The organism is Chryseobacterium indoltheticum (genome assembly GCF_003815915.1).
Classification (GTDB): Bacteria; Bacteroidota; Bacteroidia; order Flavobacteriales; family Weeksellaceae; genus Chryseobacterium; species Chryseobacterium indoltheticum.
The window spans coordinates 895988-917862 of the sequence record NZ_CP033929.1; the positions used below are offsets into that span (position 1 = coordinate 895988).

The window sequence follows — 21875 nt, forward strand, 5'->3', positions numbered from 1 at the left end:
AATAAAAACTATTTTTGTAGGCTTTAAAATTAACCATGAAAAAACTTTTTTATTTTTTATTCGTTTTAGGAATAATTTCTTGTAGTACAAATTCGAATGATATGCTGGAGAATCAGCAACTTTCAACAGATTTAGAACCAAATAAAGCATTTGTGCATTATATTGAGTTTCCTAAATTGGCATCACTTCAGCCATCGTGGTATTATACCTTTGATTATCAAAATGGGAAACTAGTCAGAATGACTGGTAAATTCGTAAAGTCAGAAAGCATATGGTTGCCGGATAGTTTTTATCCAGACTCATTTACTACTTTGTCATATAATAATAATCAAACAGAAGTAAAATATTCAAATGATACTTATCCTACTATTGTTTATACAATGGAAAATGATAAACCCAAAAAAGCCGAATTATACAATCAGTTTAATGAATTAATTACGGTTAAAAATTATACTTATGAATCTGGGAAAATAAAAGTATATTCTAAAACTTATACTTTTGAAACATATTATACTTATTATTTTGACTCAAATAATAACTTAATCAAAAGTGAAAAATTAGAGAAAGCTGGTGGATTAGATAAAACTTTAACTACGACAACGTATTCAAATTTTGATAATTCTAAAAATCCTTTTAAAAAACTCTATTTATTAAATGATAACTTTTACGAAAAGAGTCTGTCAAGTAATAATTATAGAAAAACAAATTATATAATTCAGAACTTAGAAAATCCTCAATCTTTACCTGGGAATGGAAATCATGAATGGACGTATCAGTATGATTCAGATGGTCATGTCAAACTTTATCACCCGTTATAAAAACAAAATCCGCAGAAATTCTCTGCGGATTTTGTTTATGATAAATTTAAGCTAGCATACTAAAATTAAATTTCTTTTAGAAGCTCAAACCGACACCACCAGAAATTCTGCCGCCATCTTCACCGGTAAAGTAATCAACTCTTGCAGAAAAAGTTTCGAGAATATTCATCCAAAATCCTCCACCAACGCCTTGATGCCATTTGTCTGATTGTTCATTATCAATCCACACTCTTCCTACGTCATAGCCTACTAAAATTCCCATATTCACAGGAACGATATTGTTTTTCACACGGCCAAAATCCCAACGGATCTCAGAATTGTTTACAAAATATGATTTCCCTGCAAATCTTTCATTTCTATAAGCACGCATTGCATTGTTTCCACCAATGGCTGCAGCCTGATAAAACTCAAAATTATTATTGTTGATAATCATCGCATTGGAGGAGTTGGCAAAAACAAATTTTCCTTGTTTATCGATTCGGCGGAACAAGTTTAAAGTTCCTTTAAAAGAGGCAAAATTTTGGTTGAATTCTGAAAGATTGGCTTTCCAGCCTGCATTTAAAATCATTTCTAAACCTAAAGTCGGGAAAGCGTTGTTATCAAAGTTCTTAAAACTAAAGGTATAATTAGCTCCCGCAAATTGTTGCCCGTTAAAAACTTCAGGGTTGACTTCCGTAGAAGCAGCGATAAAACGATCTTCATTAAACTGTACTTTTGAATGCTCAAAATTCAACTGGAATTGATGTTTCAAATTCAGCCAGCTTGTTTTTGAGATGGAAGGAGCAAATTTAAACTGAGAAATTCGTACTCTGTTGAAATCTTTACTCACTTCATCTTTTTCATACACCGTTTCATTGCCCAAGCCAAAGAAAGTCCTCGCGAAAAATGGAGTCGTGTAGGTTGCATCAATTCCGGCATCCCATCCTGCAATTGCTTTTTTGAAGATTCCTTTATAACCAACATTAAATCCACCTGTTAAAGTATAATAATTGGCACTTAAACTATGTTTCTGAGTAAAGCGGTCACGAATAAAATTGTTGACTGTATAATTGGCTACAATTCCCAAAATCACACCATCATCAGGATTATAATTTGCCATAGGATAACCCGCAAAGAAGTTGTATTTCGGATGCTTCCAGTTGTACGTATTGGTGTCGTAATCATCACTGATGTGTTTTGCTGCTCCTTTGGTTTCGTACGTGTTTTTCTGAGATTTAAAATCATAAATCTTTACGTTTCTTCCGTTTGCAACACTGTAAACATCATGATTATAACCACCAATTAGACGGATGTTTGTTTTAGATTTTCCGTCACCTGATACTTCATAAATATCATCATCATCCAATCCGTAGATCCAAAGCTCTTTTGTCTTTTTTCCGTCGTAAGATTTTTCAAAAACCAATTCTTCAGTTTTATCTTTATTAATTTTAAATTGTTTTACATCAATTGAATTTTCATTCTTTACGATTACAAATTTGTCTTTGTCTAAAGTTCCCACCAACGGAACTTTTTCCTGAAGGATGTGATAGTATTCAACTGCATTATCTTCGATTTTTTCTTTTCTTAGTTTCAGTTTTCTCTGGATATCGACAATTGTTTCATCCTGAACTTCTTTCGGAAGGTTTTTAAAAGCAACATCAATATCAGCATCGGTAAGATGTTTCTGAATGTATTTTGCCTGATCGCTCCAGTTTTGTTCGGTAGAACCTTTCAGAAAAATTAAATCTAACGGATAAGGTTCCATATTCACCCAACGCACATTTTTTATTTCATCTTTAAAAGATTTCATGTGACGAATCATCGGGATGTTCATAATAAAGGTAAACGCAGCGCCATCATAATTACTGAAAGCCTGATCTCTGTCTCTTGGGATCGGTTTGTAAATGACCTTATTTCCTGTTTTATATTCTGCCCATTTCCATTGATCTTCATGTCTGTCCCAATCTCCAATCAGCATATCAAAAATTCTTGCTCTGATGTATAAATCCTGATCGACGGAATATTTGCTGTCCTTCCGCATGTTTTTCAAAACATCCGACGTAGAAACAATATCTGAAGCATTATCAAGCGACTGCAAAGTTTTAGGATCAGAAGAAAAACGTTCTTCAATCATGTATAGTTCATTACCATAATTTTTGTTGTAGCGGCCCAAAGATTTTTGTTTTGGGATGTAATATAATTCTGGATTGCTGTGAAAAATACCCAGCTTATCGATCATATTATTGACTGCAAATCCAGTGAAAGGATGATTGGTTGTATAAAAATCGAGTAAGAATCTTTCAGGAAAAGTATTATTTAATTCGTTTCCGAAATCGTTTTTCTTAAAAGCCTGAGCATTCAGAAAACGTACGGCACTTTTTTGTACTCCGCGCATTACAAATTCCTGTCCGTCATTGGTTTTCAGCCGAAGACTGTTCGACTGGTTTCCGCCGCCTTCTCTGAAAGGAGAATAACCGGGATTCATATCCGAAAGATCTTTCGTTTTTGCTTCGATCGGAAGTGCATAATATTTTCGGTAATGATCCCCCCAAATCCAACGATAAATTTTCCCTTTTTTAGTCAGTTTTTCAGCATAAATAGTTGTGGTGTATGTTGCAGGAAGTAAACTTGGGAAATTATTTTCAAATACTTTAGGCTGAGGAATTACTGAAATCTGCGTTAGTTTTTTGAGCTCATTATTTTTTGTTGAAAAATATTCTACATCGGAACTCAAATCTTTTCTGAGATTTAAAACAGCAAAACCACTTCCGCCATAAGAAAAATCGGTTTTGTTGACAATTGTGGCAGGATCTGTTTTTGAACCGGCTCCGCTGATGATTTGTCTGATATTATTGTCTGCATGATACTGCAGATTATGATCGTGCCCCGAAACGAAAATTACATTTTCTTTATCCTGAACAATACTTTTTAATCTGTTGGCAAAATCTGCGTAATGGCTGTTGTTGATGTCTTCCATGCTCGCTCCGGAAGTACTCCTCAATGTCGTAAGTACAGTGGCAACTCCCGGAATAGGAACTTTTCCGTTAAATGCTGAAAGATGAGATTTTGCAGAATTAAATCCGGCATGAACGCCAGAACTGATTACCGGATGATGAAGCGCAACAATAATTCTTTTATCCTGATTTTTTGTAATTAAATCTTTGAATTCTGTATAAAGATCGTCTCTGGTTTTGATTTCACAACCTTTGTTGATTCCTGGATATTTGTCCCAATTAATTAATGCCCATTCTGAATCGATGATGATCAGCTTAATGTCTTTCGTTAAATTGATATCATCAATCGGGCAAGAATTTTTAGGCAAAAAAGATTTTTTATCGTTCAAATACGTTTTCACGAACTCTTCCTGTGCTTTTAAACCATCCAAGCCGTGATACCAATCATGATTTCCTGGAATAACTAAAGTTTTACCTTTAAAATTTTTGGTTATTGCCAGCTGGTTTTCCATTTTTTCTTTTGCAAGAGGATAGCCTTTGTCGCTTTCTTTAGGCATTCCTAAAGGATAAATGTTGTCACCTAAAAATATCAGCATCGAGTTGCTGTTGGCAGAATCTATTTTGTTTTTAAGAAAATTCAATGTTTGCTGAGCCTGAGTTTCTTCTGCGTTTCCGGCATCACCAACAAGAAAAATCTGAAAATCATTATCTTTTTTTACTTCAGATTGTGGCACCTCATGTAAGTTTTTACCCTTTTTTACGTTGTACGTAGCACAAGATAAAAGAAGCCCTGAAAGCAGAAAAATTTTTGCTGCCGGCGATGTTTTTTTTAAATAAGATTTAAAGGATAAATTCATACATTTACATTAAGAAAAATTCTGTGATGAGCATCTTAGACAAAGCTAAAAATTATGTTGAAAACTTATTCAAAGATAAGTTATCTTCTGTATATTTTTATCATAATTTTATTCATACCACATACGCTGTTCAGAAAGCAGATGAAATCATAAAGCACACCAATTTACCTGAAGTCGATAGAGAAAAAGTGTTGCTTGCATTGTGGTTTCATGATGTAGGTTTTACCGATTGTAATGCTGAAGGTCACGAGCAAAGAAGTTCTGTTATTATGAAAGATTTTCTTATGAAAGATAATTTTTCTGACGAATATATTGATGAAGTTTCCAGACTTATTCTTTCTACCGAAAAACATCATCAGCCTGAGGGTCTTTTAGAAATGATTATGAAAGATGCAGACTTCAGCCATTTTGCAAGTCCGTTTTATAATGACTCTGCAGAAGCTTTGCGTAAAGAATGGGAACTAACGGGAGGAATGTGTTTTTCTAATGATGAATGGAATGAGATGAATGTAGATTTTCTTAAAAACAAGCACCGGTATTTTACAGATTATGCTAAAGAAAACTGGGAGCCGCTTAAACTGAAAAATGTAAAAAAATTGGAAAAGAAGATTGATAAAGAAGAGAAACCCAAAAAAGAAAATTCAGATTCAAAAAAGGATAAAGACCAAAAATCAGATAGAAGTGTAGATACGCTCTTTAGAGTGACATTGAATAATCATACAAGATTAAGCGATATTGCAGACAGCAAAGCTAATATTTTACTTTCAGTGAATGCGATTATTATTTCGGTATGTTTGTCTGTATTGGTTCCAAAATTGGATGCACCCAAAAACACTCATCTTATCATCCCAACTTTTTTCTTGTTGATATCGAGTGTACTGACGATTATCTTTGCCATTCTTTCTACAAAGCCCAATGTGACGAAAACTACTTTTACCGATCAGGATATTAAAGACCGTAAGGTAAATCTCTTGTTTTTTGGAAATTTTCATCAAATGGAATTTAATCATTATCTGAATTCTATGCATGATCTCATCAAAGACAGAGATTATATCTACGATTCTATGGTGAAAGATCTTTATTATCTTGGGAAAGTTTTAGACAGAAAATATAAGCTTCTTTCGATTACGTATAAGATTTTTATGGCAGGAATTGTGATTTCTGTACTGTCTTTTGCGTACGCTTTTCTTTCGCTTTAATTAAAACTTCACAAAACATGATTGTAAGACAGCGAACCCACTGGCTGAAAATGTTATTTATATGGAGAGGTTCTGTACTAAAGAAAATAATTACCCAGCTTTTCATTATTACTATTTTTTCTGTTGCGGTATATTATTTTAATGGGAAGATTTATGATTACAAAGTTAAGCTCAATCCTACTGTTTTTACATTGATAGGCTTGGCTTTAGCCATTTTTATGGGCTTTTGTAATACCGCAAGTTATGATCGATTCTGGGAAGGAAGAAAACTTTGGGGATTACTGGTCATTGAAACCCGATCTTTAACAAGACAGATATTATCTTTCATACCGAATGTTTCAAAAGAAGAAAAACAGGAAATTGTAAAGCTTATTTCTGCATTTTGCTGGTCTTTAAATTATCAATTAAGAGATAAAACTGAAACAAAACCTATTCAACATTTACTTTCTGAAGAGCAGTTTCACCAGATTCAGGGTAAGCAATTTATTCCTAATATTATTTTGGGCTTTATTTCAGATTGGCTGAATGAGCAAAATAAAAAAGAAAATATAGATACGATTGTTTTGACTTCTATGAATCATCAGCTGAATCAGTTTTCTAATATTTCCGGGGGTTGTGAGAGAATTTACAATACGCCGCTTCCATTTGCTTACAGTGTTTTGCTTCATCGTACCGTTTATTTATACTGTTTTTGGCTGCCTTTCGGATTACTCGACAGCTTAGATTGGATGATGCCGTTGATTGTTTTGCTGATCAGCTATACTTTTATTGCTTTAGACGCAATTATTCAGGAAATCGCGGAACCTTTTGGTGAGGAAGAAAATGATTTGGCTCTAAACAGTATTTGCAGAACGATTGAATTTTCTATTTTTGAGCAGGCAGAAATTCCGCAAGGTGAATTAAAAAAGCCTGATTCCTATTTTGTAGATTGATCTAAGCTAAAGAAACTCTCATTGCAAGTAATCCTGTAATTCCCTGCAGATCTTCAACTCTTAAAAGTTCAACATCAGATTTTAAAATATTTTGTTTTTGAAGTCTGTTGATGTATTGTAGATATTCACGTTGATTTTCCAATCCGAAATAGACGATGGTAATTTTTCCGGGACAGGTAATTCTCTCGGTAGAATCTTTGATATGAGCTTTTTCCAGTCTCTTTTTGATGATTTCAAAATTAGAATTAAATGCGCCGTCTACATCAAAACGTTTCTCATCCATTCGGAAACGGATGTCTACTTTTTCATTATACACAAAAATCAGCGAAGCAATATCGAGCGGAACCGGAAGATCTTTTTTGAACAATCTGAACTCATGTTCCATCTTACAAAGTGTTTCCAGCTGCCAATATCTCAACTCGTGAACGACTTTCAGAGAATAAGGTAATTCTGGTGCGATACTGGGGCCAATATACAGATTGTGCTCAACACCATCCGATTTGAATCTTTCAAAATAATGCGGGAAAATTTCCTGAGCAGCCACTTGTTTCTGGTCTAAAATGTCGGCTAGTTTACGGTTGAGAAGCGTAATAGAATCATCTAAATTTTTTCTGTTGGCATAAAAAAGATCATTCTGTGTAAAAACCTGACTGAGATAACTTTTGATTTTATCTTTGATATTTTCATCACTTTTCACTTCAAGCTGACCTTGCAGGTAAGGGTGAATTTCTTCCCGTAAAAGTCTTTGGAAACGCTGTTCTGTATCTGCTTTTATTTCATTATTCAGTTCGTTTTCAAAAACATCCAATGCCAAAGAATATTTTTCAGCTTCTAATGAATTTAATATTGTCATGACTTCATGAAGCCCGTCTATTTGCTGATTAAGATCTTCGAGCATCAGATTAAAACGCTTGTCTGATGAAGAACGAATGTCTGAAAAACTAAATAGTGGAGTAAGATTTTTAAATGAAATCTCTTTTAAAGTATATATTTTTTTTGCTAAATAAGCATTGAAGTAACGTTCTGCTTCATTTCTGAATTTCCAGATAACACTGTCATGAATCGTTGTATATTCACGCTGAATAATAGCTTCAATCTGATTATTCCTTTCATACGAAAATCTGCTGAGTGAGAAAATAATCATATCGGCAACAAACTCGAGTTTTTTTAGTTTTAAACCATTTAAGCTGTTGGCTATCGGCGAAGTAAACTCCATCATTGCTAGTAATTCATTGTCTTTCATAATAGGAATGACCATGAAGCTATTGATGTTATTGTCTTTTAAAATACTGAAAGAAGGAAGTTTTTTAATCTCATCATCAAGCTTGTCGACGTTCGAAACCACGACGGGTTTTGAATTGTAACTGATGTTTTCAAAAGCTGTTTTCCTTACTTCTTCATCGAATGTGTTGATCCAAAAATCAAGAAGATAATTGGTGAAAACATTCTCATAAATAGGCAATTTTTCGAGCCTTTTGTTTTTTGTATTAAACAGCATCAACCCAAAATTGAGATCGGGAACATCAAAATAAGATTTAAATATTTCCTTTAAATTCTCATCAGGCGAAGGATTTTCGAGATCAATTTTAATCATGCTCGACTTCAGATCAGATAATGCCACTTCCGAAGTACAATCGATGAGAGAGATAATGCTGAAACCCTTTAAAATCCATGATTCCGGCTGAAAGTATTTTTTCCAAAGCTGTATATCATCTAAATTTTCAAGCAGGATATCCAAGACATCATCGGGCGGAATCTTGGTGCCTTCGGCAGGATAAACATCACTAAAATCTGAGTTGACCGTAATTTTATAATGCTTCATAATTCCCTGTTTATCGGGAATGTCATAATAAAACGGAATGGTAACTTTAATATCTTTTTTAAGGTAAGTCTGCAAAATCAGGCAACAGCAAAAGACGTAATATTCGTCATCGCTAATATCTCTGAACTCGATTTCAAAATCTTTTCCTGCGTCATTTAAAATATTCTGAAATCTTTCGGTATAATTGAACGTAAGATTGGTGAGCGGAATTCCTGCAGCTTTAATTTCATTTCTCGTCAAACCGGTAGGGAAGAGGTCTGCCAACAAAAGTCTGATGAGGTCTTTGTGCTTTTCAAACACCGAAAGATCCTGAAAACCATCTCTTAATTCTTTAAAATTCTTAGTTTTCTCAATCAAAGATTCTGCATAATTGGCTCGATATTCTAACCGATCGTTATACCGAATGTGCTCCAACACATCCAAATATTTTTTGAACGATATAAAAACCTGAAACGGACTTTCTTTCTTGTAAAGATTTGCCAAAATGTAAGAAAAATTGTGGAGGTAAAGTTATGAAAAGAATGAGGAAATTAGCTGTTATTGGTGTTTAAATTTGTATAAAAGACTGGCTTTTTTGTTGTGATAGATATTTTTATCGTTGTGTTGATAATATTATAAAGTTTTTGTTTCCATATACAAAATAGGTTTTTTTTAATACAAAACCCACTTCAATTGAGCTGGGTTTATTTTTATATGCTCAAAAGTCGGGAGACTTTGCGCAACGGGGAAACCGACTGCTTTTTCTCTAAACGTAAAATTACTGATTCCTTTTTTCCTGATATTGGTTGTGGTAAATTTCCCTAAACTTCTTTTGATATCATTAGGTTTTAACTCCTTTATTTTTGCATTAACTTAATAAGGAAATCTTCCGTTACATCTTCAAATTTTACAATGCCAAAATCTTTTGAAGTTTTGGTAATACTATTTATATTTTTTTCAGGATTACTTCTTTCTGTATATTCTTCGCCGTATTTATAAAGTACTATTTTTTCATTTTCAATCTTAAATGTTACATAGGACTGAACAAACATAAAATCTTTACAATATGTTTGTTCAATGGTGAAATAATTATTTTTAGAAACTAACCGTTGAAATCCATCTGCTGGACAATTATCATGATATTTGAAAGTTAGTTGATCATTTATTACATAATCTTTAAATATTTCCCCATCTTTCTTTTGTATAATTATTGGTAAAGAATTGTGTTGCACATTTTCAATATTCTTTTTTTCTGTTTTTTCTAAGGCAATTATTTTGTATTCATTCAGAGGGGATATCACTAAAGCACTATCTAAAACATAATCATTTTTAAAATTTTTATTAACATATGCTTTTTGCCTTTGAGTTTTTAAATTGTTAATATCTATTTTGTAAAATTTATAAGAATCGTTATTTAAAGGTTTTGCTTTAATTATTATATTGTTGTCAGCACTCCAAACAGCGCTTTCAATGATATTGTCTTCAGATGAAAATATGTAGAACTTATTTAAAGAACCATTTTCTATTTTGTATAGATCTAAAGAAGATGATAAACCTTCATTATCTTTATAGGTAATAGCATAGTCGTTATTTTTTGAAAATAATGGGGTATTATTGATAATTTTATAATTATAATTTTCGTCATTCATTAACAAAGTTAATTCACCATCATAAAGTTTAATATTAATAACGTGGAAATGTTTTTTTTTATTAAATCCTATATACGAATAATCTACAAATGAATCAGAATCTATATTTTTATTTACAATAAATTTTATCTTGCCAAAAGAAGTTTTCAGGATTCCATTTTCAAATACAATTTTATTATCTAATAAGTCGTTTTTATAAAGAATAGAATCTTTAATAAACTGATTTTTAGAAATTGGTGTTCTGTAATCTTCAAGCTTATAAAAATCATTGTTTTGTTCTATCTGTTCTGTTATTTCATGATAATTAAATATGTTTTCTTTATTTCCGTTTTGATTTTTTATATTGTTATTTTCAGCAGATTTTTTTTTGCAGCCAAAAATAACAAGCAACATTAAAAAGAAGATCGCTTTTTTCATATATTTATATTAAATGCTATATTGTAATGGAATGCTTTTTTTGAAAAAACCGCATTAAAACAAATAAAATTCTTGTAAGATAAGCTATATTGAAATTTTATTTTAACTTACTCATAATATCAACATTATTATAATTTACGAAATTAATTTTCCCGAAATTTTTTGAGATGTAAGTTTTTTCCCAATCTTTAGAATCATCATCATACATTGCAATTATACCATATTTATGTAAATAAATATGAGCATCATTTTTATTGTAAAAAAAAGTGATATACTTGTTTTGAGAAGGACTTCCCTCAGAAATATTTTCTTCAAATGTTATGTAACCATTTTTACAAACTATATCAATTAAACCTGTTCCTGTAGAATTTCCTAAAACTGGAGACAATATATTTTCATTCATAATGACTTTGTCTACAGAACTGTTGTTTTTCTGTAAAATAATATATATTGGAAAAGTTTTTTTCGTTGCATTCCATAAAACATAAATTTCATCCTCTAACCCATCTAGATTTATATCTGCTGTTTTTTCTTTGATAATTTCAAAGTTTTCTTTCTTCTATTCTTCTTTTAGTTCAGAGGTATTCACTGTATCCTTAATGCTTAGCAGTGAAATGTCTTTAATTGGCTGCAAATTGTATTTAGAATTTTTATTATTCTGAGATAAAGAAATATTTAAAGTCTCTCCTTTTAAATCAATACTGAAAACTTTTTCTCCATTGCTTTTTTCAATTTCTTTTGCAATGTGATTAAAAGTTTCATAGTAAGTTAAAACATTATTATGATAGTAATATACATAAAAAACTGAACCATAATAATCATTACCTTCTATCAAGATGAGATGGTTTTTTGATTTTTTCAAGTCCCAAATATTTATTGATGCACTATCTAAAAGCAAATCTATTTTATAAACATTTTCATTTATTGATAAATCAAAAAGTGAACTTTCCGTAGGTATCAACTGATAAACGAATTCAGGAAAAAAATACTTAAAATTATCTTTATTTTTTGAAAGCTGTTTTTGTAGTATAAAAGTTTCATTTTCTTTTTGTATACTGTCCGTTTGATTTACTTTTCTTTCATTACTTGTTTTTTTATTTTGTCCGTCACATGACATTAGAAATGATAAAAACAAGCAAAACAATATTTTTTTTATTAGTTCCATCCTTTCTCTTTTAATTTATTTTGATAATCTATTTCGGGTTTAGATAGTTCTTCTTCTGTTTTGAATTTAAAATAAAAGGAAGGATTGCATTTACCATTTAATCCTGGAGCTGAACCAACATTTGAAACTTCAAAATGTAGGTGAGGTTTGCATTTGTTTCCGAAGTTGCTAAAAATACTTTTTCAGAGTATATTTTTCATGATAAATTCGAATCACTAATCTCTCACAAACGTTAAATATTTTTGATTGCATTGTATAAAATGATTATACTCGTTTATCGAATTACCATCATTCTGAATTACAATGCTGTCTCCATAATAGATACCACCAATTTTTCCTAAGTTAATTGTATTTGGAGTTTCTTTCTTATCAATATTTATAATACCTTTTAAAATAATTTTTGTTTTATCAAATATTTTGAAAGTAAGAATGCTTTGAATATCAATTATTTCGATAGAGAATCTTGAATTTAAACAATCGCGAGCAACAAATAAATTACTTGTGGTTGTATTTTTACCAGTGAATATAACTTCTTCATTTGAAATCCATTCATTATTCTTATTCCATTCGCCTCCGCAATCTTCTTGAAAAGAATCTAAATCCTTTGATTTGTAAATATCAATAAGCTGACAGGTATAATTTTCATATAGTTCTTTTTTATTATTGTTTAAAAAACCTTTTATGATTGCATCTAATACCATGTATCTTTTATTAGGAGATAATCTAATATCTAATTCACTGCCCCATTCATTATCCCAATTTTTTATGTTTATCGTGTCTTTATCATTTTTAATGAGCTTCGGAATTTTCCAAAGTTTTTGAGTTTCATCAAATTGATGAAAGTATAATTTCACATTATTCGTTAGAGGAATAAGAGTGTCTCTTTTTATAGTTTTTTTTAAGTTTTCTGTGTTTTTCTTTTTTTGATTATTTTCGTTTAAGTTCGCTAAAGACTCATTAGTAGCTTGTTTTAAATCATTTTTTTTACAAGAAAAACACATTAAAATAAATAGATAAAATATTAGATTTTTCATAATTCTCTTATTCTTTTATAGTTTCTTGCCAATTTTGATTTATGAATCGTTTACTTTTAATGAAATATTTTCCATTCTCATATTTAAGATAAAAATCGTCTACGCTATCTTGGTCGCACTTGCCTTTAGCATGTATGACATTTTCATTATTCGTTAGTCTGTACTCACCTTCACAACCATAATCTTCAGAATATTTTGCATCAATGCTTAAAATAGCTTTAGTTGAAGATTTTATTGTAATAAAATATCCTAAAGAAATTTCCTCGCCATTAGAATTACTAACTGCTGGAGCATAAATTTTATATGCTCCAATAAGGTCAACCTCTTTCAATATATTTTTTTTTGCAATACTGCTTTTATTTTCTTTAATTATTGTTGAGTTCTGCTTTATAATTAATCCATCATTTGATAATTTAAAATGTTCTTCTTTTGTGAATATTGTATTCTCTTCATCTGTTTTGAATTCTTTTGTAAAAAGATTCCCGTCCTTATTAAAGTAACCAAGTTTTAAATCAATTGCAAAAGGGTAGCTTTTTTTTGTATAAATATTTAATTTTCGTGAAAATTGCGAATTCTCGAAAACCAGAATGTCTATTTGATGTACAGTTGGAGGGAAATCGTAGTTAGGGTCTTCAATTGTTTTGGATGTTTTAAGATAAATAAACGATTGTTTTTTATTAGAAATAGAATCTACAACACAAATTGAATCAAGCCGAAATCCTTTTTCTGTCATAAAAGAAATGTACTTTTTGTTTTTTAATAATTTTCCTTTCACATTATCAAAATAGTCTAACTTATTTAAATTAGATTCATTAATTGCATCAGATTCACTTATGGGAAAAGAATTTTCATAAGGACGTACTCTCCATTGTTGAGGAAATTTTGTAGTAAGCAATTCTTTATTGCCAATTTCTGTAAACTGAAATAATTTATTCTCTATTTTCTTATCAACTTGGTAACTTTTCTTACATCCTGTAGTAATAATTACCAATAAAATTACCATTATATAATATCTCATATTTATTCTTTTATAACTTTAATTTTTGATTCGTCAAAACTCCCACAATGTAAATGATTATCATGTAAATCTCCTCCATCATTTACATTTTTTAATTTTTTAAAATATGGATTATTTCCTGCTTTTCTTTCTCTAAAATGAAAAAATTTCATGGAATCTATAAATTTTTGATCGTTTCCTAAATTCCAAAAATAAATAGTATCTATACTTTCACCATTAACGTGAAATTGGCTTGGAAAACAAGAGCCTTCTCTAAAACAAGAGCCAGTAGTACTTATTGATAACCCTGTAATTGCTAATGCACCTAAAAATCCAGCAAAATAACTTGGACCTGTATATCTTCTTTGTGTTCCAGAAAAAGAATAATTTACATAACTTACAGAATCTGGCATTTTTACTAGTTCATTTTGTTCTGATGTTGATTCATATAATCTCCAAAATGTATCGCCATTGTTTGAACCATATTCTGCAATATCTCCATTTTCATAGATTACCCTTCGTCTAGTTTGACCTTCAGTTACATTTTTGTCACTAATAATTTTAGAATGAGTTGGTTTTGAATAAACTTTTCTTCTATTTGGTAATTTTCTTGTTGTTATATGCCAGTCAGTTACACATATTTCATGTTCTCTGTTTTCTTTATCATGAAAAATGTATTTATATTTCTGCTCATAACCTGATTTTATTTTTCTTGGAATATGTTTTTCAATTACCCCAGTATAATAAATATGATAGGTTACAATATCTGTTGCCTTAATATCTTTATTGTTTGAGATTATTCCGCATGAAAATTCAGATGTTTTATAATTTTCTCCTTCATTTTTACTATCATAATATCTTTTTAATATTTCTTTCCTCTGTATCCCATCATTATTTTTGTCAACACTTTTATTATTATCATACTTGTCAGTTCCTTTTGTATACAATAAATAATTATCATTTTTACCGACTCCTTCGGGAGCAAAAACGTGCAGATAAATATCTTCTGGAGTTTTTATTTTGCTCTTAGCAGTTTCAAAATATTTTTTCACTTTATCAAGTTGCCTAATTTCTCCCATTTGAGCATAACTTAGTTTCAACCTATTTAAAGCATCATACCTTGGTTGTGTTCCTTTCGTTGCTGGAGTAGATTTAGGAAATTCGTTCATTCCCTCTAATGCATCCTGAGTAAACTGAATTAATCCAACCGCACGAGAAGATTTAGAGCCACTATCTTTATGGAAGCTACTTATTGTCAGATCTTTGGAGTTGTCATTAGCTGATTTAAAGCCTTCTCGATGATGTGCTTTAAAACTTCCCCAAGTTTCTACTTTCATCACTGCCATTAAACCATTAGCCATTTCCAATTTTCGGCTTTCTCCCCAAAGCTCTGCACAAATTTGCACAACCTTTTTTCTAAACTCACAACTTACTTTTCCACCCCAGACCAAATCTTTATATTGTTCTTTACAAATACAATTACTTGGTGACTCTTGCTTCGCCGCTTTACCTATACTCGTTGGTGTTTTCGTTTTATCATCAAAAAGCTCAGCCGTTTTCTCCACTCCTATAAGAACAATCTCAGTAAGTTTCTCAATCGGTCCGCTTTGCTTCTTTTTTGTTTCGGGTTGTTGTTGTTGTTGTTGTTGTTGTTGTTGTTCGTCAGTAACAGTAACCGGTGTTTTATTAGTGACTTTTTTGAGTTGATAAGATGCGGTTACAAAAAACTTTTTTGTCACATTATCATCACCTGTAAAAAAGCTCATCCATGTTTGTGGTGTGGCATAGTCGGAAAGAATAAACTTTACTCTTGCGATTCCATATTTGTCTACCTGTGCAGTTTTAGGTTTCTGATATTTTTTATCTTCTGGTGCACCTTCTTCCCAAAGATAGAAAGTTATTTCTTTTCCTACGAGATTCGAAGTTCTTGCCTCTGCAGTTAAGCTTTCGTTAAATTTTGCTGTGTTAACATTTGCTTTTTCTCTGTTTAATAAAATTACTCTTCCAATGGTAGATTCATTTTTTGTTCTTGGAGTTACAATTAAGGTTGCTGCGAGAACTTTTTCATTTTTATTAAACAAGTTTTTCCTTTCTATATGAACTTCAATTTTAAATGGAATACCTACTACTTTTTCACCAAAAGTATAAGGCACTTTTTCACCGTACTTTATGTTGCCTGAAACTTGCTTCCAGTTATTTTTAACCTTCTTAAATAATGTCCATATATATTTCTCGTTCTCCTTTTTTCCAAAAAGAGGGTTTTCTAAATTATATATAAAATCTGATAGCTGGTAAAAGTTTTTTTCTTCTGCTTTAGGATTTGCGTTTCCTTTTATAATTTTCATAGCTTACTATCTATTATTCCACTTCAAAAGGATCATCTCCGTTTATTTCCTCTTTAAACTCTTCAAAATCCACAACAGGATTATACACATGCTGCTCTTTTGGGTCAGCATTATTGACGTTGCTTTTTCCTAATTCAGATTCTTGTCCGTGCTTTAAAACTGTGATTTTTCCTCCGGTGGCACACAAGAGCTCTGACAATTCCGTTACGCAGTATTTACCCATTACTTTTACCTTATCGTAGGTTTTTGTCCATTTTCCTGAAGGTAAAAATGCACATGGATTTCCATTTTTTACCGAGCAACTTCCGAAAGGTGTTGCGGCTGGATTAAACATTACGTCGTCTTCAGTGACGGCAAGATAATCAGATTCTCCATTTTCATCATTCCAATAGTGTTTTTGATGACTTGTTACTTTGAAACCGGGAAATTGAGTTCCTTTGTCACAAATGGCTTTCCCTTTTGGAATCACGAAATATTTTCCGTCATGTTCCGAAGAGTTGCTTTCACTGTTTTGCTCTTTCTTTTCTTCTTCTTTATGGTCTTTAATAGTTGATGCATTTTGTTCAGACTCCTCATCCATCGTGTCTTCACCGGGATCTGGTTCAGATCCACTTTCATTATTCATTGTATTTATTTCTTCATCAATGTTTTGTTTTTCATCATTAAGAAATTGAGGATCTTCGGGTATCAAAAGTGTGGTTCCTGCGGGAATTTCATCTTTTATTGTTTCACTCTGCGGACAATTCAGATTATGAAATGTTTTCAGAAAATTTTCATCTTTTATTTTAAACTTTTTGGCAATTCCTGAAAAAGAGTCATTCGGTTGTGATTGGTAGGTTTTCATCTTTATATTGTGTTATGTGTAATTGATGTTTTTGAAATAATTCGTTTTGATGCCAAATATTGACAGAAGATCTTATTTCACGTAATTGTTTTGTCGTTTTAGAAGTGAAGTATTGAATTATAATTTCAGCATTGATATTGTTTTGAATGTCTTCATCTTCAATCCTAATTCCCTTGAGAAGTTCTCTAAGGCTACAGTTTTCTGAAAGAGTTCCTGTCATTTTAGTTTCAACAAGTTCAGAATCTTCAAATAATTGTTCAGTCTGACAACTGAATTCTAGCGGAAAAGAATTGATATGAATATAAAATTTCTCTTTCCAAGTAGATTTTTTGTGGAACCATTCTAAGTTTGGAAATAAAACCTGATACAATAAATTAGACTGCATCTGCCTGAAAAAATAATCTTCATCAGATATATCTTCTTCAAACGTATTGAGATATTTTTGAGAAATTTCTCCAAGATAAAAATCTTTAATATCATTTCGCTTTTCCTTAAATTTTTCAATTAAACGTTGATGATTACTGAAAGATTCTATTTTCCCATTTAATGAAGTTTTATATGAAATAGGATAGAGGCTTTTCATACAATCCAAAGTAAGGGAAGAAACTTTGTCATCCGGCGTTGCGTTGTTTTTTGCTAAATTCTTGACATGAATTTCCGCCAGGAAATTTTCTTTCTCTTCTTTAATGTTGAGATTGATCTTGTAATTAAACTTTAAATTTTCATTTTCAGATTGCTCAAAATATTCTTCAACAGAATATTTATCAAAATGGAATTTCAGAAAATAATCCGGTGGTGGAAGTAATTTTTGTTGTTGAAGTTTCTGCTTTTCTTCGGAAACTAAATGGGTTGGAATTAGAATAAAATCAATCCCTTTCAGATTGTTTACAAATAGTTTATTCATTTTTCCACAGTTTTGATTGTGGAATGTTTTTAAATCATTTTCAGAAATATATATTCGGGCGGCAATGGAGCTCAGGCTGTCATCCGGACGAACTTTGTGTTTTATAAAATTCGTTATCATTTGTGTTTGTGTTTTTCATCTATTTAAAGTTAATAAGATTTAATTGAATATTTTGTAGTAGTTATACGACAAATGATTATTGTTTTATTTTTTAACACAAAAAAACCTTTCAAAAAACTGAAAGGTTTAAATTTTAAATATGTTGATTCAGATTACAATCCGAATTGTTTTGCAAATAAATCAGGGAAGACACCTAAGGCAATAATCGATGCAATAATAAATACTGCGACAATATTGTAAGTTATCTTTAGTACTGATCCTGGAAGCTCTTTTATCTGTAGTTATCAGATCCGAAAAAGTAGAGGTTACGAATGTAGTATCCGAAGGATAGTTGTCATAACAAATGGGATAGATTGTAGAAAAGAAAGGAAAATAACTGTTTGTATATTCCTCTTCATTAATTTAAAAAATGTTTTTTTAAATTAAAATTTGGTAATGTAATATTTTTTTGTACTTTAACAAACTGAAGGTGAGGAAATTATATAATATGAAAGTTATAAGCTATATTTTAGTAATATTTTTTTTTAGCAACTGTTGCTCTGCTCAACATCATAGATTAATTGAAGCAACTCATACCACAATTCTTGGTGGAGTAAAAGGAGCAAGATCAGAAAATTTTAATATTGTTATAAAAAGCAATTCAAGAATACAGCCTAAGTATCTTTTAATTGAAAATGTTAAAATACCATTAGTACAAGAACATAGAAATGGTAATGTGTATTTGAAAGGCATATATTTTCCTGAATCTTCAAGAGTAACCATAGGCATTGATGGTGAAATTCAAAATCAGGATGCAAACAAAATTTCAGACTACAGTAATGCCTATTTAGTTTCAGAAAATATAAAAAATAAAAGAGAACTAAAACAAAAAATAAAATTAAACAATAATGAAAATAATAATAATAAAATTTTATTAAAAAATGAGAAATTACCTGAATAAAATGAAACAATAACAATAAATAACAATAAAAACACTAATATGATGTTAAAATTATTTCTTTCTGTAGGTCTTATAGGAACCTCTTTTCTTTTAAACGCACAAGAAGTGACAAAAAAAGAAGAAATCCAGAACTCAAAAGCAAATGAAAAGTATCTGAAACATATTAAAGATGCTACACAAGCTTTCAAAAAAAATGTTCAATTTGCTAAAAAACATAATCAGAAACCACCTAATGAGTATTATTTACAAGACTTTATTGCCACAATGGATCCGGAAACCGGCCAAGTAAGCAATCAAAATTATGTAGAACTTGATAAAAGAGTTGAGTCGGGTACATATAGACCCGAAAAAAAATTAAAAATGTTTAATGGAGTTAATAGTCAATACTCCAGTAAAAACATTAACAGTCTATGGGTAGAAAGAGGCCCTTATGAAGTTGGAGGAAGAGTAAGGGGAATCATGTTTGATCCTAATGATGTTACAGGTAAAAAAGTTTGGGCTGGCGGTGTCTCAGGTGGGTTATGGTATAATAATGATATTACAAACGCTACTTCTGAATGGGTATTAGTGGATGGTTTTTGGTCTAACACTACTGTATCTTGTATCGTCTCAGATCCCAACAATTCACAGATTTTTTATGTAGGAACAGGGGAAGTAGAGACTGGAGATTTTAGTGGATTAGGAATTTGGAAAACAACCGACGGAGGTGCAACATGGCAACAAATATTCAATATAGAAAATGGATATGCATCCAATGGTGTAAAAAAAGGGATTTACAATGTACCCGACATACAAGTGGTAAATAATAATGGAGTTTCAGAAGTCTATGCTGGTGTTGCGGGAACTTATTTAGGAGATATGTCTGGGAATGTTTCGTTTGCTGGTGTATATGAAGCCGGATTATATAAATCTACTGATGGCACAAATTTCACATTATTAAATACTTTACTTTCAACCACTACTCAAGGGTATGATATTCAGGATATAGAAGTAGGTACAGATAATTCAATCTGGGTATCAACCAGATCAAGTTTTGTCGGCTCATCTAGCTCTGGTGGCAAAATTTTTAAATCAAATGACTATGGAGCCACTTTCACAAATGTTTATGATGTTGGTAACAAAAATTCAAGGGTTATGGTAGAGGTTTCCAATACTAATCCTTTAAAAGCTTATGCTCTGTTGCAAGGGGCAACAAATGCAGAACCGGTAAGAATTTTAAAAACAGTAGATGGTGGTACAACGTGGATTTCTACGGATGTTGCTGTGTCAGGAATTACTTTACCCAATCCTATAGATACTGGGCAACCGGATAATGATTTTACAAGAGGACAAGCATTTTACGATCTAGTAATTGAAACGGATCCTCAAAATGATGAGCACGTTTATGTAGGAGGTATAGATTCATATAAAAGTACCGATGGTGGTGCCACTTGGACGCAGTATACCAAATGGTCAAATAATAATTTACTGAATGCTGCCAACATTGCTGGAGTACATGCAGATCAACATGCACTGGTTTTTAACCCTAAAAATCTTAATCAGTTTGTAATGGGTAACGATGGAGGTATTTTCTTTGCGGCAGACAAAAATAACCTTGCCAATAATTCGGCAATCGGGGTACGAAATAAACGTCTTAATATTACTCAATTTTATCATGGTACTTTAAATCCCACCGCTACATTTGCAAATGAAAATATGATACTTGGCGCACAGGATAATGGCACAAGAAGACTGTCAGGCGTTCCTTTGGCAAATAATTTTTATACGTCTTCGGAAGTTTATGGTGGAGATGGTGCTTATACAGCCTATGATGATCAAGGTTTATATCATATAGCATCTTATGTTTATAACAATCATATCATTTTTAATGCACAAGGGGCATATAATCTGTTGTCTTCGAGTACTCAAAGAAATGCCGGACAATTTATAAACCCTCTTGCAGTAGATAGAAATCTTGATATTGCTTATACCAATGCAAATTCATCATCTTCAACATCTATTGTGTTGAACAGAATAAGTGGTCTTGCAAGTGTACCTTTAAGCCTTACTCGAACCCAGTTAACAATTGTAGCCGTAACAGCAGGAGAATTTGCCACTGATATCTTTGTATCACCTTATACTACTGCAAGTTCTACGCTCTTTATTGGTTTGTCGTCTGGGAAGTTATTCAAAGTTACCAATGCAAATGCAACACACAGTACTTCACAAATTAATTTTGATTTTGGAGGATATATTTCTGATATCAAATTAGGAGCCTCAGAAAGCGAGATTATGGTAACTGTTTCCAATTTCAATAAAACAAGTGTATTTTACAGTATCGACGGAGGAACAACCTGGATCTCTAAAGAAGGTAACCTTCCCGATATTCCGGTAAAAGCTATTTTTATGAATCCTGAAGATAATAATGAGGTAATTTTAGGAACTTATTTTGGTGTCTGGGGAACGGCAAATTTTCAAGCGACTTCACCTACATGGGCATTGTATTCTGATGGTTTGGGTAAATTTAAAGTTAATCATTTTGATTATCGTGCGTCAGATAAAACAATTTTGGCTGTAACTTATGGAAGAGGAGCATTCACAACCAAGATAGACAATACAACTTTAGCGACCAATGAAACTCAGCAAAATTCTGTTGCAAACCAAGTTTATCCAAATCCTACCAGAGGTCCGCTTCATGTAAAACTAGCTAACGGAAAACCTGTAGATATAGAGATATTTGATGTTTCAGGCAAATTAGTCATGACAAAAAAGAATATTAAATCTGATGAAGAATTTAATATAGAAAATCTTATCAAAGGTGATTATGTATTGAAGGCTATACAAAATGGAAACATAGTTTACACTTCTGTTATCATAAGAAAATAAATATTTAAACTTAAAAAAAAACAAAAGGTAAGGTATTCTTTACCTTTTGTTTTTA

At 31.4% G+C, this 21875-nt stretch carries 15 protein-coding genes; 5 read left to right on the forward strand and 10 right to left on the reverse strand.

Annotated elements, in window-relative coordinates; all coding sequences use genetic code 11:
• Positions 1-35 precede the first annotated feature (35 nt).
• Positions 36-818: a hypothetical protein gene (locus EG358_RS04270; RefSeq protein WP_076557749.1), complete on the forward strand. Its 783-nt coding sequence runs from the start codon at positions 36-38 to the stop codon at positions 816-818.
• Between the two features lie 76 nt (positions 819-894).
• Here EG358_RS04270 and EG358_RS04275 read toward each other — a convergent pair whose 3' ends face one another.
• On the reverse strand, positions 895-4608 hold the full coding sequence (locus EG358_RS04275) for a metallophosphoesterase (RefSeq protein ID WP_076557752.1): 3714 nt from the start codon (positions 4606-4608) through the stop codon (positions 895-897).
• Between the two features lie 26 nt (positions 4609-4634).
• Here EG358_RS04275 and EG358_RS04280 point away from each other — a divergent pair, with 26 nt between their 5' ends.
• Both EG358_RS04280 and EG358_RS04285 read left to right on the forward strand, forming a co-directional pair.
• Positions 4635-5807, forward strand: a complete 1173-nt coding sequence (locus tag EG358_RS04280; RefSeq protein WP_076557754.1) for a Pycsar system effector family protein — start codon at positions 4635-4637, stop codon at positions 5805-5807.
• A gap of 17 nt (positions 5808-5824) precedes the next feature.
• Positions 5825-6739: a bestrophin family protein gene (locus EG358_RS04285; protein WP_076557757.1), complete on the forward strand. Its 915-nt coding sequence runs from the start codon at positions 5825-5827 to the stop codon at positions 6737-6739.
• Between the two features lies 1 nt (position 6740).
• Here the strand turns inward: EG358_RS04285 and EG358_RS04290 are convergent, their stop codons facing one another.
• The 9 genes from EG358_RS04290 to EG358_RS04330 all read right to left on the reverse strand — a co-directional run bounded on the left by EG358_RS04290 (position 6741) and on the right by EG358_RS04330 (position 18015).
• A complete protein-coding gene (locus EG358_RS04290; protein WP_076557759.1) occupies positions 6741-9044 on the reverse strand; it encodes a GAF domain-containing protein in 2304 nt (767 codons plus the stop codon).
• Between the two features lie 353 nt (positions 9045-9397).
• Entirely contained in the window at positions 9398-10606 is a 1209-nt protein-coding gene (locus EG358_RS04295) for a hypothetical protein (protein WP_076557760.1), read from the reverse strand.
• A 97-nt stretch (positions 10607-10703) separates the two neighbouring features.
• Positions 10704-11009, reverse strand: a complete 306-nt coding sequence (locus EG358_RS04300; RefSeq protein WP_076557761.1) for a hypothetical protein — start codon at positions 11007-11009, stop codon at positions 10704-10706.
• A 156-nt stretch (positions 11010-11165) separates the two neighbouring features.
• The gene (locus EG358_RS04305) at positions 11166-11771 is read right to left on the reverse strand and encodes a hypothetical protein (protein WP_123890007.1); all 606 of its coding nucleotides are present in this window, start codon (positions 11769-11771) and stop codon (positions 11166-11168) included.
• A gap of 215 nt (positions 11772-11986) precedes the next feature.
• Complete coding sequence (locus tag EG358_RS04310; RefSeq protein ID WP_123890009.1) at positions 11987-12805, reverse strand: hypothetical protein; 819 nt, start codon at positions 12803-12805, stop codon at positions 11987-11989.
• 7 nt (positions 12806-12812) lie between these two features.
• A complete protein-coding gene (locus EG358_RS04315) occupies positions 12813-13823 on the reverse strand; it encodes a hypothetical protein (protein WP_076557768.1) in 1011 nt (336 codons plus the stop codon).
• A 2-nt stretch (positions 13824-13825) separates the two neighbouring features.
• Positions 13826-16147: a hypothetical protein gene (locus EG358_RS04320; RefSeq protein ID WP_115596399.1), complete on the reverse strand. Its 2322-nt coding sequence runs from the start codon at positions 16145-16147 to the stop codon at positions 13826-13828.
• Positions 16148-16160: 13 nt separating this feature from the next.
• Positions 16161-16991, reverse strand: a complete 831-nt coding sequence (locus EG358_RS04325) for a PAAR-like protein (protein WP_076557772.1) — start codon at positions 16989-16991, stop codon at positions 16161-16163.
• Positions 16963-18015, reverse strand: coding sequence for a LysM peptidoglycan-binding domain-containing protein (locus tag EG358_RS04330; protein ID WP_076557774.1), 1053 nt, complete (start codon positions 18013-18015; stop codon positions 16963-16965). The genes EG358_RS04325 and EG358_RS04330 overlap by 29 nt, the downstream gene beginning before the upstream one ends.
• Before the next feature lie 487 nt (positions 18016-18502).
• On the opposite strand from EG358_RS04330, the gene EG358_RS04335 reads away from it, so the two are divergent.
• Both EG358_RS04335 and EG358_RS04340 read left to right on the forward strand, forming a co-directional pair.
• Positions 18503-18955, forward strand: a complete 453-nt coding sequence (locus EG358_RS04335; protein ID WP_083676970.1) for a hypothetical protein — start codon at positions 18503-18505, stop codon at positions 18953-18955.
• Positions 18956-18994: 39 nt separating this feature from the next.
• A complete protein-coding gene (locus EG358_RS04340) occupies positions 18995-21820 on the forward strand; it encodes a WD40/YVTN/BNR-like repeat-containing protein (RefSeq protein ID WP_115596400.1) in 2826 nt (941 codons plus the stop codon).
• Positions 21821-21875 lie beyond the last annotated feature (55 nt).